10 protein-coding genes are annotated in these 12931 nt (G+C 76.7%); 2 read left to right on the plus strand and 8 right to left on the minus strand.

Annotated elements, in window-relative coordinates; translation table 11 throughout:
- Positions 1-37 precede the first annotated feature (37 nt).
- Positions 38-841: a thioesterase family protein gene (locus tag BJ989_RS15205; RefSeq protein ID WP_179518920.1), complete on the minus strand. Its 804-nt coding sequence runs from the start codon at positions 839-841 to the stop codon at positions 38-40.
- A gap of 310 nt (positions 842-1151) precedes the next feature.
- On the opposite strand from BJ989_RS15205, the gene BJ989_RS15210 reads away from it, so the two are divergent.
- Positions 1152-1931: a YwiC-like family protein gene (locus BJ989_RS15210; RefSeq protein WP_179518921.1), complete on the plus strand. Its 780-nt coding sequence runs from the start codon at positions 1152-1154 to the stop codon at positions 1929-1931.
- 31 nt (positions 1932-1962) lie between these two features.
- Here BJ989_RS15210 and BJ989_RS15215 read toward each other — a convergent pair whose 3' ends face one another.
- Both BJ989_RS15215 and BJ989_RS18895 read right to left on the minus strand, forming a co-directional pair.
- Complete coding sequence (locus BJ989_RS15215) at positions 1963-3519, minus strand: protein kinase domain-containing protein (RefSeq protein ID WP_179518922.1); 1557 nt, start codon at positions 3517-3519, stop codon at positions 1963-1965.
- Positions 3520-3610: 91 nt separating this feature from the next.
- Positions 3611-4468: an adenylate/guanylate cyclase domain-containing protein gene (locus BJ989_RS18895; protein WP_218848841.1), complete on the minus strand. Its 858-nt coding sequence runs from the start codon at positions 4466-4468 to the stop codon at positions 3611-3613.
- A 103-nt stretch (positions 4469-4571) separates the two neighbouring features.
- Here BJ989_RS18895 and BJ989_RS17225 point away from each other — a divergent pair, with 103 nt between their 5' ends.
- The gene (locus BJ989_RS17225; protein ID WP_218848842.1) at positions 4572-5078 is read left to right on the plus strand and encodes a hypothetical protein; all 507 of its coding nucleotides are present in this window, start codon (positions 4572-4574) and stop codon (positions 5076-5078) included.
- Between the two features lie 115 nt (positions 5079-5193).
- Here BJ989_RS17225 and BJ989_RS15225 read toward each other — a convergent pair whose 3' ends face one another.
- The 5 genes from BJ989_RS15225 to BJ989_RS15245 all read right to left on the minus strand — a co-directional run bounded on the left by BJ989_RS15225 (position 5194) and on the right by BJ989_RS15245 (position 12883).
- Positions 5194-7377: a DEAD/DEAH box helicase gene (locus BJ989_RS15225; protein ID WP_179518923.1), complete on the minus strand. Its 2184-nt coding sequence runs from the start codon at positions 7375-7377 to the stop codon at positions 5194-5196.
- A gap of 235 nt (positions 7378-7612) precedes the next feature.
- Positions 7613-9715: a Fe(3+)-hydroxamate ABC transporter permease FhuB gene (locus BJ989_RS15230; protein ID WP_179518924.1), complete on the minus strand. Its 2103-nt coding sequence runs from the start codon at positions 9713-9715 to the stop codon at positions 7613-7615.
- 28 nt (positions 9716-9743) lie between these two features.
- Positions 9744-10742, minus strand: a complete 999-nt coding sequence (locus BJ989_RS15235; RefSeq protein ID WP_179518925.1) for an ABC transporter substrate-binding protein — start codon at positions 10740-10742, stop codon at positions 9744-9746.
- A gap of 92 nt (positions 10743-10834) precedes the next feature.
- Positions 10835-11686 (minus strand): ABC transporter ATP-binding protein, encoded by an 852-nt coding sequence (locus tag BJ989_RS15240; RefSeq protein ID WP_179518926.1) that lies wholly within the window; start codon positions 11684-11686, stop codon positions 10835-10837.
- A 192-nt stretch (positions 11687-11878) separates the two neighbouring features.
- Positions 11879-12883: a DMT family transporter gene (locus BJ989_RS15245; protein ID WP_343049412.1), complete on the minus strand. Its 1005-nt coding sequence runs from the start codon at positions 12881-12883 to the stop codon at positions 11879-11881.
- Positions 12884-12931: the final 48 nt, after the last annotated feature.

The following is a 12931-nucleotide window of genomic DNA, read 5'->3' on the forward strand; positions in this document are numbered from 1 at the left end:
GCACCACCCTAGAGGGGGGCGGCGGGGTGGTGGGCGGTCAGCGCGGCAGCATCGCCAGCTGGCGCGACTGCGCGACGAGGCGGCCGGCGGAGTCCCAGACCTCGCAGTCTTCCTCGAACATGCCGCCGGCGACGTTGCGGGTCACGTGGCGCACCTGCAGCCAGCCCGGCGCCGGGGCGCCGCGCACGTGGGCGGTGAGCTCGAGCGTCGGTGCCCAGCCCATCAGCCCGAGGTCCATGGTGACCGGAGGCAGGACGTCGAGGACGGTCAGCAGCGCGACCGGGTCGGGCTCGCGCTCGTCGTTGAGGCGGAACCACGCCTGCAGCTCCCCGCGCCGGCTCGGCGCACCCACGGTCCAGCCGACGCAGGCGGGGTCGAAGCGCATGTCGAAGCGCGCCATCATCCGCGCCACCTTGCGGACCTCCTCCGGCGCGGCGGAGCCGGGCACGCACTCCTCCAGCGGCGGGATGGGCGGCCGGGTGGCGGTCGTCCGGACGTCGTCGGGCAGGCCGGCGAGGTCGCCGTACGTCGCGAGGGCGGTGACGCGCACCTGCTCGCCCTGCCGCAGCTCGGCGGCGAGGGTCGCGCTCCCCCGGCCCTCGCGGACGACGCGGGTGCTCACGGTCGCGGGGCCGGGCACGGCGGCGGAGACGTAGTAGGCGCTGACGGCCAGCGGGTCGGGCTTGGCGGGCGAGGCGGCGCGCAGGGCCGTGCCGACCACGCCGAGCAGGTAGCCGCCGTTGACGCCGCCGCCGACCACCCAGCCCTCGTCGAGCTCGGCGGCGAACCCGCCGTTGCCGAGGTCGGTGACCGCCACGTGCTGGTCGTACTCCGCTCCCATGCGCGGCAACCTAGCCGGAGGTGAGGACCGCGGCGGCAGCGACTCGCACCGCGGTCCTCACCAGCACCGGGCTGGGTGCCGAGAGCACGCTGCTGACCACGCATCCCGACGGGGGGACGGGACGTGCGAGCCGCGTGACGGGAGTCCCTCGGCTCCCGGTGCTGATCCATTGAACGCCCTCGCGGCCCACAAGTCACGCGAACGCGTCCAATCCGGGGGACCAACGGCCCTGGCGGCCGGGTCCGGGGGCCTGCAGGGTCAGGCCGGAATCCTCTGCCCCGTCGCCCGTCGACGTCGGCACCATGGGTGTGTGCTGGTGCTCCCCGTGTCCGTCGTGCGCACGCGCGTGGGGCTGCTCGCCTTCCTGCTCTTCCCCGTCGCCCTCGGCCTGCTCGTCGCCGAGCCGACCTGGGCGCTGCTGCCGGTGGTGCTCGCCTGGCTGACCGGCCAGCCCTGGAGCCGGCAGGTCCGCCGTCGTCGACGCGGCTCCGGCGACCCGCGCCTGCTGACCCTCTGGTCGACCGCCTTCGCCGCCTCCGTGGTCGGCGCGCTCGCGATGCGGCCGTGGGTGCTCCTGGTGGTCGTCGCCACCGGCGCCCTGCTGCTCGGCGAGCGGGCCCTGGACCGGCGCGGGCTCGGCAACGCCACGACGGGGGCCGCGATCTTCGTCGCCGCGGGGTCGGGCGTGGTCGGCGTCATGGACGCCGTCGCGGAGCCGGCACGCTGGCTGCCGCCGCTGATGGGCTGGCAGACGTGGCTGCTCATCGGGATCTGCGCGGTCACCCTCAGCAGCCTCCTGCTGCACGCCGCGGCCGTGCGCCACCCGCTCGCCAGCCGGTGGACGCGTGCCGACCAGGTCGTCGCCCTGGCGGGCGCCACGGGGCTGTGCCTCGTGGCCGCTGCCGGCGTCACCCGCGGGGAGCCGGCCCTGGTGCTGCTGCTCCCGGCCGCCCTGCTGCTCGTCGAGCGGACCTACGCACCGGCCGCGCGCTCGCTGGTCGAGCGCTTCGGCGCCCGGGTCTTCCGCGCCACCGAGCTCGCCTGCCTCGCCGTGGTCGTCGCCAGCACCGGGCTCGCGCTCCACCTGTGAGCGCGGCGCCCCGTCGCAGGCCGCGCGTCCGTCAGACGGGGCCCTCGTCGGTCGCGACGACGAAGCGGTCGCCCTCGCGCTGCTCCACCCCGAGACGACGCTGCTCGGTCTGGCTGCTGCCGTCGGTGGTGTAGCGCAGGCTCACCAGCACCACGCCGTCGCCCTCCGACTCGGTGCCGGTCACCTCGACCGCGTCGATCGTGCGCCAGAAGGCCTCGTAGTCCTCCACGCTGCCCACCTCCGCCTGCACCTGCGGGCCCAGCAGCGGCCACGCGGAGCGGGGGTCGGAGGGCAGCAGGGAGTAGTAGTCCTCCACGAACGCCGCCGCGGACCCCGCGCTCGCGGCCCCGTCGCCACCGCTGCCGGCGGGCGGTGCCTCCGTCTCGGGCTCCGTCTCGGGCTCGGGCTCCGTGGTCTCGGGCTCCGGCGCCGGCTCGGTGGTCTCGGGCTCCGGGCTCGGCTCGTCACCGGTGTCCTCGCTCGCCGACGGGCTCGGCGAGGCGCTCGTGTCCTCGCCGGCGGTGGTGGCCGGTGCGTCGGCGTCGTCGCCCAGCACCGTGCTGAGCCCCCAGCCGAGGAGCGCCAGCAGGACCACCGCGGCGAGCACGGGCAGCAGCCACCGCCGGCGGCGAGGGGCGGGCTCGGGCTGCGCCACGGCGTACGCCGCGGGGGCGGGGTCGGCGACCGGCTCCGGCCGCGGCTCGACACCGGTGGGCGTCAGCGGCGCGGTGGGCGCGGTCGGCGGCGGCGCGGCGACTGCGACGGTGGGCTCGTCTCCGGCGCGCCCCCGGCCGGCCGCGACGTCGAGGAAGGCCTGCTCGGCCTCGGCCATCGAGAGCCGCTGCGCGGGGTCGGGGTCGAGCATCCGCGCGAGCACGGGGGTGAGCGGGCCGGCGCGCTCGGGCCGCGGGGCGGTGCTGCGCGCGATCTCGGCCAGCATCGCCAGCGGGTTGTCGTGGGAGGGGAAGGGCGGGTGGCCCTCGACCGCGGCGTAGGCGGTCGCCCCCAGCGCCCACACGTCGGAGGCCGGGCTCGGGTCCTCGCCGCGCGCGAGCTCCGGGCTGAAGTAGGCAGGCGTGCCGACGACCATGCCGGAGCGGGTCAGCTGGTCGTCGCCCCCGGTGCGTGCGATGCCGAAGTCGGAGATCTTGGCGACGCCGGCGTCGGTGACCAGCACGTTGCCGGGCTTCACGTCGCGGTGCACCGTGCCCTCGCGGTGGGCGGCGGCGAGGCCGCCCGCGACCGGCGCGAGCAGGGCGGCGACGCGGCGCGGCGGCAGCGGGCCGTCGTCGGCCACGACCTGCGACAGCGGTCGCGACGGCACGTGCTCCATCACCAGCCAGGTGGTGTCGTCCTCCTCGACGACGTCGAAGACCGTCACGACCCCGGGGTGCTGCAGCGCCGCCGACGAGCGGGCCTCGCGCAGCGCGCGGGCCACGTCGTGGGTGCTCTCCCCCGGCAGCCGACCGACCTGCTTGACCGCGACCTCGCGGCGCAGCACCTGGTCCTCGCACAGCCACACCGCACCCGCGGCACCGCGACCGAGCTCGCGCAGGGGGCGGTAGCGCCCCGCGACCGTCGTGTCCACGCGCACTCCTCCCGGTCTGCTCCCGGCCTGCTCCCGGCGACCCCTGCGACGTACCCGCTCGTCGTGGGGGCACACCTCGCCCGGCCGCGCGTCAGGCGTCGGCGGCGGCGCGCCGCGACCAGTCGAGCGTGTGCACGGCGTGCACGCCCGCCAGCCCCTTGAGCTCGACCTCCTCCGAGCCGAGGAGGACGACGCGGTCGGGGTCGAGCTCGGCGAGCACCGGGTCGGTGACCTTGAGCTCGCCGCCGTCGGCGAGCGAGGCGACGCGGGCCGCGAGGGCGACGTTGCGGCCGAAGAGGTCGCCGTCGCGGTGCACGGCCTCGCCCCGGTGCACGCCGATGCGCACCCGGACGGGGGTGCGACCGGGGCGACGACCCGCGGCCTGCAGGTCGCGCTGGACCTGCACCGCGCAGCGCACGGCCGCCACCGGGTCGGCGAAGGCCACCATGAAGCCGTCGCCCTGGGTCTTGACGACGTGGCCGTCGTTCTCGACGACGCGCGTGCGCACGAGGCGGTCGTGCCAGGCGACGAGCTTGACCCACTGCTTGTCGCCGAGCTCGTCGTTGAGGGCGGTGGAGCCCTCGATGTCGGAGAAGAACAGCGTCACCGTGCCGTCGCGCGACGCCATGCGCACGAGGTCGGGGCGCTCGACCTGCGCCCAGCCGGCGAGGTCCTCGATCGAGGAGCGCAGCGCCGCGCCCACCCCGCGCTCGCGCACCAGCGCCGCGGTCTCCCAGACCGCGCGGACGGCGTCGCGCCCCGAGGGCAGCAGCCGGTCGCGGCGGCGCTCGCCGCGCAGCATCGCCTCGCGCAGCTCCTCGAGCTCGGCGACCCGCTCCTCGGCCGCCGCCAGCTGCTCGCGCGTGCGCACCAGGACGACGCCGGTCGCCACCGCGAGCACGCCGAGCGCGGCGGCGGCGACCAGCGCGACGACGAGGAGGGACTGCACGCGCCCATGGTCCCAGAGGGCGGGGTGTGACGGAGGACGCTGGTGGGCACCGTCGGGGCGGTCGAGCCACCGGCCGCTCCGCCCACCCGCGAAGGGCACGCCCGTGCACCTCGTCCTCACGCTGCCCACGATCGGCGGCGCGCGCCCCGACCCGCTCGCGCCGCTCGACCCCCTCGCGGCCGCGGTGCTGGCGCGGCTGGCCGCCGAGGGACACGCCCTCGGTGCGGTGACGCGCCGACCGCCGCGCTGCGGCGTACCCGACACCGACCTCGGCTCGGGGCGCGTCGCCCGCGTGCGCTGGTGGGCCGTCGACCCCGGCGACGAGCGCGCGCGACAGCTGCTGGCGGACGCGTTCGCCGGTGCCGACGCGGTGCTGCACCTCGCCGGGGAGGGGTTGGCGCAGGTGACCGACGCCGCCCAGGTCGCCGGGGTGCCCCGCCTCGTCGCGCCCGACCCCGCCGACCTCGCGGGCGACACCGCGACGGTCGCGGCCCGCCTCGCCGACGCGCTCGTCGCGACGCCCGCACCGGTCGGCGTGCCGGCGCAGCGCGGCTCGGCCGCCGTCGACCGCCCCGCCCCCGCCGCGGCCACGGCCCCGGCCCACATGTAACGCGCCGTCAGGGGCACTTCCACCCCCTGTCGACGGGGGTCGGAGTGCTACCAACGGCGCGTTGCAAGGCCCCAGGCGGCCGGGGCCGGGTACGCCGGGCAGTGCGGCGGGAGGGTCAGCGGCGGGCGTGCTCGCGGCGCAGCTCGTCGGTGAGCAGCGCGACGAGGGCGTCGAGCTGCACGTCGGTCGACGAGGCGACCTCCTCGTCGGAGCCGTCGAGCGCGCGGGCGGCGAGGCCGGCCTTGCTGTCGATGAGCTCGGCGATCTTGGTGTCGATCGTCTGCGAGGCGATGACGCGCCACGCGGTGACCGGCGTCTCCTGGCCGATGCGGTGCACCCGGTCGATCGCCTGGGTCTGCTCGGCGTCGGTCCACGACAGCTCGGCGAGCACCACGTTGGAGGCGACCTGCAGGTTGAGGCCGACGCCGGCGGCGGTCAGCGAGCAGACCGCGACGTGCACGTCGGGGTCGGAGACGAAGGCGTCGATGTTGCGCTGGCGCACCGTCGGGGTCTGGTCACCGCGGATCGAGGCGAAGCCGATGCCGCGCTTGGCGAAGGTCTCCTCGGCGGTGTCCATGACGTCGACGTGCTTGGCGAAGAAGACCACCTTGCCGACGTTGCGCACCAGCTGCGCGGCGTAGTCGGCGGCCAGCCCGGCCTTGGCCTGGCCGATGCGGCGCACCATCGTGAAGACGTTGGTGCCGTCCTTCTCGGTGGAGTCCGACAGCTCGGTCTTGGCGACGCGGCGCACCAGCTCGTGGTCGACGCCGTCGCCCATCGGGTCGACGACGTGCTCGCGACGCGACTCCAGCGCGCGGTGGTAGCGCGCGAGCAACCGCTTGGCCAGCTCGCGCTCGGCGTCGCGGATCGAGCGGCCGAGCGAGCCCTCGAGCTCGACCGGGAGGTCGGCGATGCGACGGGCGGGGATGTCGGCGGCGACGTCGACCTTGCGGCGCCGCACGATGCCCATGCTGACCACGCTGGCGCGGGCGCGGGGGTAGAAACCCGGCTCGACGGGGGTCAGGCCGTCCTCCTCCAGCTTGGCCATGAGGGCGGGCAGCGGCTTCTTCTCGTCGATCCAGCCGAGGAACTGCCAGATCGCGCGGAAGTCGTCGATGTCGTTGATGAGCGGGGTGCCGGTGAGCGCCATCATCAGCGGCCGGGCGGTGCGCTCCCGCACCTTGTCGGCGATCGCGAGCACGTGCTGCGAGCGCTGCGACGACTTGTTCTTGATGAAGTGCGCCTCGTCGACCACCATCCCGCGGAAGCCGAGCTCGCCGAGCCAGCCGACGTGGCGGTCGAGCACCTCGTAGTTGACGACGAAGACGTCGGCGAAGCCGTCGATCTGCTCGCCGTCGCCGTGGATGACGGTGACCGCGCGCTCGGGGGTCCACCGCTGGGCCTCGCGAGCCCAGTTGGTCTTGACGACGTTGGGCACCACGACGAGCAGGGGGTAGGCGTCGGCCGCGCGCGCGGCGAGCAGCGCCTGCGCGGTCTTGCCGAGGCCGGGCTCGTCGGCGAGCAGGAAGCTGCGGTGGCCGTCCTCGGCGGCTGCCACCAGGCGGCCCTGGTGCGGCATCAGCTCGAGGCCGGCGGGCAGCCGGAGCGCGGACGGCTCGGGCAGCTCCATCGAGGCGGCCCCGCCGCCGGCGAGCTCGAAGGAGCGGAAGAGCGGCTCGAGCAGCTCCCAGCCCGCGAGGCGGTGCGGGCCGTCGTAGCGCTCCTGGGCAGCGCTGAAGTCGGGGGTGAGGAAGGGGTGGGCGAGCATCCGGCGACGCACCGACTGCGGCACGACCTGGCGGGTGGCGGCGAGTGCCGCGTCGACGGCCTCCTCGACGACCGGCTGCTCGGTGGGCTCGAGGCCGCCGGCGATCTCGAGCTCGCGCTTGAGGTCGAGCGCAGCGTCGGAGACGACGGCGTCCTCGCCGAGCAGGCTGAAGAGGGCCGGCTCGCGGGTCGCGGTCTTGGCGAGGATGGTGCCGATGCCGTCGAGGCGCTTGAGCTGCTCGGCGCGCTGGGCCTCGCTCAGCGCCGGGTCGGCCTTGACCCGCTGGCGCTCGTCGCGGGCGAGCAGGGCGACGACCTGGAAGCGCGTGCGCAGGTCGCGCGGGGGGACGCGGCGCTGCACGCCGGCCTCGACCTCGCGGACCACCCGCGCGAGGATCGGGATGATCCCCTCCTCGTCGCGGGGCCGGCGGCGCTGGCCGCCGTTGCCGCCACCGCCCCCGTTGCCGCCGTTCTGGCCGCCGCGGGCACCGCCGCGCGCAGCGCCGGCACGGCGCTGGCCTCCTCTGGCCAAGGGTCCTCCTCTGCGTGCCCGGACACGACCGGGCGGTGGGTGGCCGCGGACGCCGTGGGGGTGCTGCCCGAGCGGGGTGCTGCGGGAGCGTGGTGCAGGTGCTGCGAGCGCCGCGGTCGCGTCGCGCCGGGTGGTCGCGCGAACGGCGACGGCGCACCCCGGCAGCGGTGCGGCCTCCACTGTAGCCCCCGCCACGCCATCGCGCCGAAGTGCCGCGGAACCCGCCGCGGTGGGGTCAGCCGGTCGCGCGGGTGCGGGAGCGCGCGAGCAGGTGGAGGAAGTACGGCGTGCCCACCAGCGCGACCACCAGCCCGGCGGGCACCTGGGCCGGGGCGACGACGGTGCGCCCGACGGTGTCGGCGAGGCTCAGCAGCAGCGCCCCGAGCAGCGCCGCGACCGGCACCACGCGCGCGTGGCGGCCCGAGACGAGCGCCCGGGCGGCGTGCGGCGCGACCAGGCCGACGAAGGCGACGACACCGACGGCCGACACGGCGGTCGAGGTCAGCACGGCGGCCGCGCCGAGGGCGGCGAGGCGGGTGACCTCGAGGCGTACGCCGACCAGTCGCGGTGTGTCGTCGTCGACCGCGAGCAGGTCGAGACGTCGGTGGGCCAGCCACACGGTGGGCAGCGCGAGCGCCAGGGCGACGGCGACGGGCAGCACCTGCTCGAGGTCGCGGTCGTAGGTGGAGCCCGAGAGCCAGGTGAACAGGCGCGGGGTGTTCCACGGGTCGGCACGGATGAGCAGGAAGGTGGTGACGGCCAGGGTGCCGGCCTGGACGCCGATGCCGACGAGGACGAGGCGGTCGGAGTCGAGCCCGCCGCGCCAGGACACGGCGTACACGAGGGCGAAGGCGAGGACGGCGCCGACGCCGGCGGCCAGCGAGATGGCGGCGGTGGACACGACGGTCGCGGTCGAGGTCACGACCAGCACGGCGCCGACGCCGGCGCCGCCGGTGATGCCGAGGATGCCCGGCTCGGCGAGCGGGTTGCGGCAGACCGCCTGCACGACCGTGCCCGCGAGGGCCAGGGCGGCGCCTGCCAGCAGGGCCGCGAGCACGCGCGGGAAGCGCTCGTCGGCGGCGAAGGCGACCACCGGGACGGCGCGGTCCTGCGCCCACAGCAGCAGGTCGCCGGTGAGCAGCCAGGTGAAGCCGGCGAGCATGCCGAGCAGGGCGGCGCCGGCAGTGGCGACCAGGAGCAGCATGACGACGAGGGCGTAGCGGCGGCTGCTGCCCGGCACCGGCGGGCGCGCGGCCGGCGGGGTGCGGGTGGGGCCGGAGTCGCGGCTGCGGCGGGCGAGCACGACGAGCACGACCGCGCCGAGCAGCGTGGTGGTGACGCCGGTCGGGATGCGCAGCGCGCCCTCGGCGCCGAGCACCGAGCGCAGCCCGGCGTCGGAGGCGAGCACGATGACCGCGCCCGCGAGCCCGGCGAGCGGGACCAGCACGGCGTGGCGGGTGACGGCCGGCACCCAGCGGGCGACCAGGCGCACCGCGGCGGGGGCGCACAGCCCGACGAAGCCGATGGGCCCGGCCAGCGTGACCGCGGCGGCCGAGAGCACGACGGCGACCAGCGTGCCGAGCACCCGGGTGGCGCGCACGGGCACGCCGAGCACCGAGGCGAGGTCGTCACCGGCGGCGAGCAGGTCGAGGCGGCGCGCGAGCAGCAGGGCGGCGACGAGGCCGAGGGCCACGACCGGTCCGACGCGGGTGACGGCGCCGAGGTCGAGCTGGGTGAGCACGCCGTTGCCCCAGGCGTAGAGGCCGCCGGTCTCCTGGTCGAAGAGCAGCAGCAGCGCAGCCGTCACGGACGACAGGGCGAGGGTGAGGGCGGAGCCGGCGAGCACCAGCCGCGTGGTCGAGGCGCCGCCCGCGCCGGCGAGCAGCAGCACCGTCCCGGCCGCGGCCAGGGCGCCCACGAAGGCGACGGCCCCCTCTCCCAGCACCGGCAGGGAGATTCCGGCGACCGTCACGAGCGCGATCGCGAGGAAGGCTCCGGCGTTGACCGCGAGGGTGTCGGGGGCCGCGAGGGCGTTGCGGGCGAGCGAGGAGAAGACCGCGCCGGCCGCGCCCAGGGCGAGGCCGACCACGAGGCCGGCGAGCAGCCGGGGCAGCCGGGAGGCGACGAAGACGTCGCGGACGACCGGGTCGGCGTCGCCGGTGAGCAGCCGCAGCAGGTCGCCGCCGCCGACGGCGGAGGTCCCCTGGGTCACGTGCCACGCGGCGACGACGGCGAGCAGCCCCGTGGTGCCGGCGAGCACCGCGCCCGCGCCGAGCACGCCGCGCGCGGTGCACGGCGGCTCGGCGGTGGGACGGACCCGGTCGTCCAGGACGGTCACGTCAGGCTCGGGAGAGGTGAGGTCGGGCTCAGGTCAGGGCGTCGACGTAGGCCTCGACGACCTGCTGGCTGGAGCGCGGGCCGCCGAAGGTCCACACGCCCTCGGGGAAGGGGTGCACGCGGTCGGCCTGCACGAAGCCGGCGCGCTGCCACACCGCGTTGCCCTCGAGGGCCTCGACCCAGGCCGAGGCCTCGGTCGAGCTGTAGAAGAAGTGCGCGTCGCCCACGGCCCGCAGGCCCTCGGGGTCGGTGGCCCCCAGGCCGTACGCCGGGTCGACCTTGCCGCTCCACACGTTGGTGAGGCCGAGGGTCTCGCCCAGCTCACCCATCAGCGAGCCCTGGCCGAAGGGGCGCACCGAGACGTTGGAGCCGTCGACGTAGCCGTCGACGTAGACGAACTCGGTGGTCTCGAGGTCGGCCTCCGCGATCGCGGCCTTGCCCTCCTCGATGGTGGCGTCGAGCTCGGCGAGCACCTCCTCGGCCTCCTCCTCCTTGCCCAGCGCCTCGGCGATGAGGGTGAAGGTCGCCTCCATGTTCGCGATCGGGTCGGCGGTGTCGGCGCCCTTCGTGACGAGGACGGGCACGTCGTACTCGGTGAGCTGGTCGATGATCGGCGCGCCGCGCTCGGCCTCGACGATGACCAGGTCGGGGTCGGTCGAGAAGACCGCGTCCATGTTGGGCTCGCCGCGGGTGCCGACGTCGGTGGTGCCCTCGTCGACCGGCAGGGCGCTGGAGTAGGTGTTGTAGCCCGCCACGTCCGCCACGCCGACCGGCTCGACGCCGAGGGCGAGCACGTCCTCGACCTGCTGCCACTCGAGCACGACCACGCGCTCGGCGGGCGCGTCGAGCTCGACGGTGCGACCGGCGGCGTCGGTGAGGCTGACCGGGCCGGCCGAGGCGTCCGGGCTGGTGGGCTCGGCGTCGGCGGCGGGCTGGCTGGTGCCGCAGGCGGCGAGGCCGGCGACGCTCAGCAGCAGGGCGGCCGGGAGCAGCGCGCGGCGCAGCGAGGGGCGGGGAGGGGTGCGCATGGGTGTCCTTCTTCTCGGGTGGGTGCGTCAGGGGTACGTCGTGGGGCGGGGCCGGCGGCGCGCGTGACGGACGCCGCCCCGGGAGGTCCGGCTCAGGTGGCCGGGACGGCGCGGCGGGCGTGCCGCTCGTGGTGGCGCCCGCGCGGCTCGCAGCGCACGAGGCCGGTGCCGGGGTCGACGACGGCCTCGATGCGCAGGCCGTAGACCTCCGAGAGCAGCGGTCCGGTCAGCACGTCGACGGGCGCGCCGGCCGCACGCACCCGGCCGCGGTGCAGCAGCACCACGTCGTCGGCGACCGCGGCGGCCTGGTCGAGGTCGTGCAGGACGACGCCGACGGCGGTGCCGTGCTGGTCGGCGAGGTCGCGCACCAGGTCGAGCACCTCGACCTGGTAGCGCAGGTCGAGGTGGTTGGTCGGCTCGTCGAGCAGCAGCACGGGGGTGTCCTGGGCCAGGCAGCAGGCCAGCCAGACGCGCTGCAGCTCGCCGCCGGAGAGCTCGTCGACCGGCCGGTCGCGCATCTCGGTGGTGCCGGTGACCGCCATCGCGCGCGCGATCGCGGTGCGGTCGGCGTCGTCGACGCCGGCGAAGCGGCGGCGCCACGGGTGGCGACCGAAGGCGACGACGTCGCGCACGGCCAGGCCGCTGGGGCTGGGGCGGGTCTGCGAGAGCAGGGTGACCTGGCGCGCGAAGTCGCGGGCGCTGAGCGCGAGCGCGGAGCTGCCGTCAGCGAGCTCGACGCGGCCGGCGTCGACCGGGTGCAGGCGGGCCAGTGCCCGCAGCAGGGTCGACTTGCCGCTGCCGTTGGGCCCGACGAGGGCCGTCACCCGCCCCGGGGTCAGGGCCACCTCCGCCTCGCGCACCACCGGGTCGGACGCGCCGGGGTAGCCGAGCGTCAGCGCGGCGCCGCGCAGCACCGGGTCCGGCGCTGGGTCCAGGTCGGTCATGGCAGGTGAGGCTAGCCTAAGTAAGGGTGGCCTCACCACGGGGGTCCGCGGGGTAGTCCGTCACACCTCCGCCCTTCCGCGGGTGACCGAGGGCCGAGGTGTGGCGGACTATCGACCAGGTGGCGGGCTGGCGCGGGGCGTCGTACGTCGTGCGGGACGGCGCGCTCGTGCGCACCGAGGACGACGACGGGCTCATGGTGCTGCGGCACGGTCCGAGCGCGGGGCTCGACCTCGCCCTCCCGACCGCGTGCGAGGACCGCCTCGGCGACCCGTGGTGACTGCGGGTCGCGGGCGCAGGCCGGCGACGGCGGCGAGGATGAGCACGCAGCCCGCCACCGCCGGCGCGCTGAGCCGCTCGCCGAGCAGCAGCGCGGCCAGCACCGCGGCCGAGACCGGCTCGACCAGGGTCGCGACCGTCGCCGCGGAGCCCGTCGTGGTGCGCAGCCCGGCGTAGAGCAGGCCGTAGGCCAGCGCCATCGTCGCGACGCCGAGGTAGGCCAGCAGCGCGAGCGACGTCGCGTCGGTCGTCGCCACGGGCTCGCCGCGCAGCGCGGCGACGGCGAGGAAGGGCGCCAGGACGAGCGCGCCCGCGCCCGTCGCGCAGGTCGTGAGGGCCACGGGGTCGGCGCGCTGGGCGAGGTGGCGGCCCAGCACCGTCGTGGCGGCGTACGTCGCGCCCGACGCCACCGCGAGCGCCAGGCCGAGCGCGGCGGACCCGCCCTCGGGTGCGGCGCCGTGGCTGCTGGTGCTCACCAGCACGAGGCCGGCCAGCGCCGCGCCGAGCACCGCGACGCCGCGGCCCGTGGGGCGGGTGCGGGCGGCGGCGTGCTCCCAGGTGGCGGCGAGCACCGGCGCGAGCCCGAGGCTCACCACGGTCGCGACGCTCACCCCCGCCTCGAGCACCGCGACGAAGTAGAGACCCTGGTAGGCCGCGGTGCCGGAGCCCACCACGACCGCCGCCTTCGGGTCCGTGCGCAGGGTCGCGCGCACGCTCCCCCACTGCCGGGTCGCCAGCGCGAACGCGACGAGGGCGACTGCGGCGACCGCCATCCGCCACGCGCTGACGGTCATGGCGCCGAGCCCGTCGCGCTCGTGCAGCAGCGTCACCACCAGGCCGCCCGTGCCCCACAGCACGCCGGCGAGGCAGACCTGCAGCAGTCCGACCCCGGCGCGCGGGGAGGTGGCGGCTGCGGTCACGGGCCTAGGCTGCCAGCCGCAGGGGCCGGTCCGCGCGCGCGTTTCCCC

Origin of the sequence: Nocardioides perillae (genome assembly GCF_013409425.1) — a bacterium.
Lineage (GTDB): Bacteria > Actinomycetota > Actinomycetes > Propionibacteriales > Nocardioidaceae > Nocardioides > Nocardioides perillae.

Bases quoted from the DNA above. Each gene is read 5' to 3' on its own strand.
- BJ989_RS15240 (WP_179518926.1), bottom strand. From the start codon at position 11,686: ATGACCGACCTGGACCCAGCGCCGGACCCGGTGCTGCGCGGCGCCGCG.
- BJ989_RS15235 (WP_179518925.1), bottom strand. From the start codon at position 10,742: ATGCGCACCCCTCCCCGCCCCTCGCTGCGCCGCGCGCTGCTCCCGGCC.
- BJ989_RS15205 (WP_179518920.1), bottom strand. From the start codon at position 841: ATGGGAGCGGAGTACGACCAGCACGTGGCGGTCACCGACCTCGGCAAC.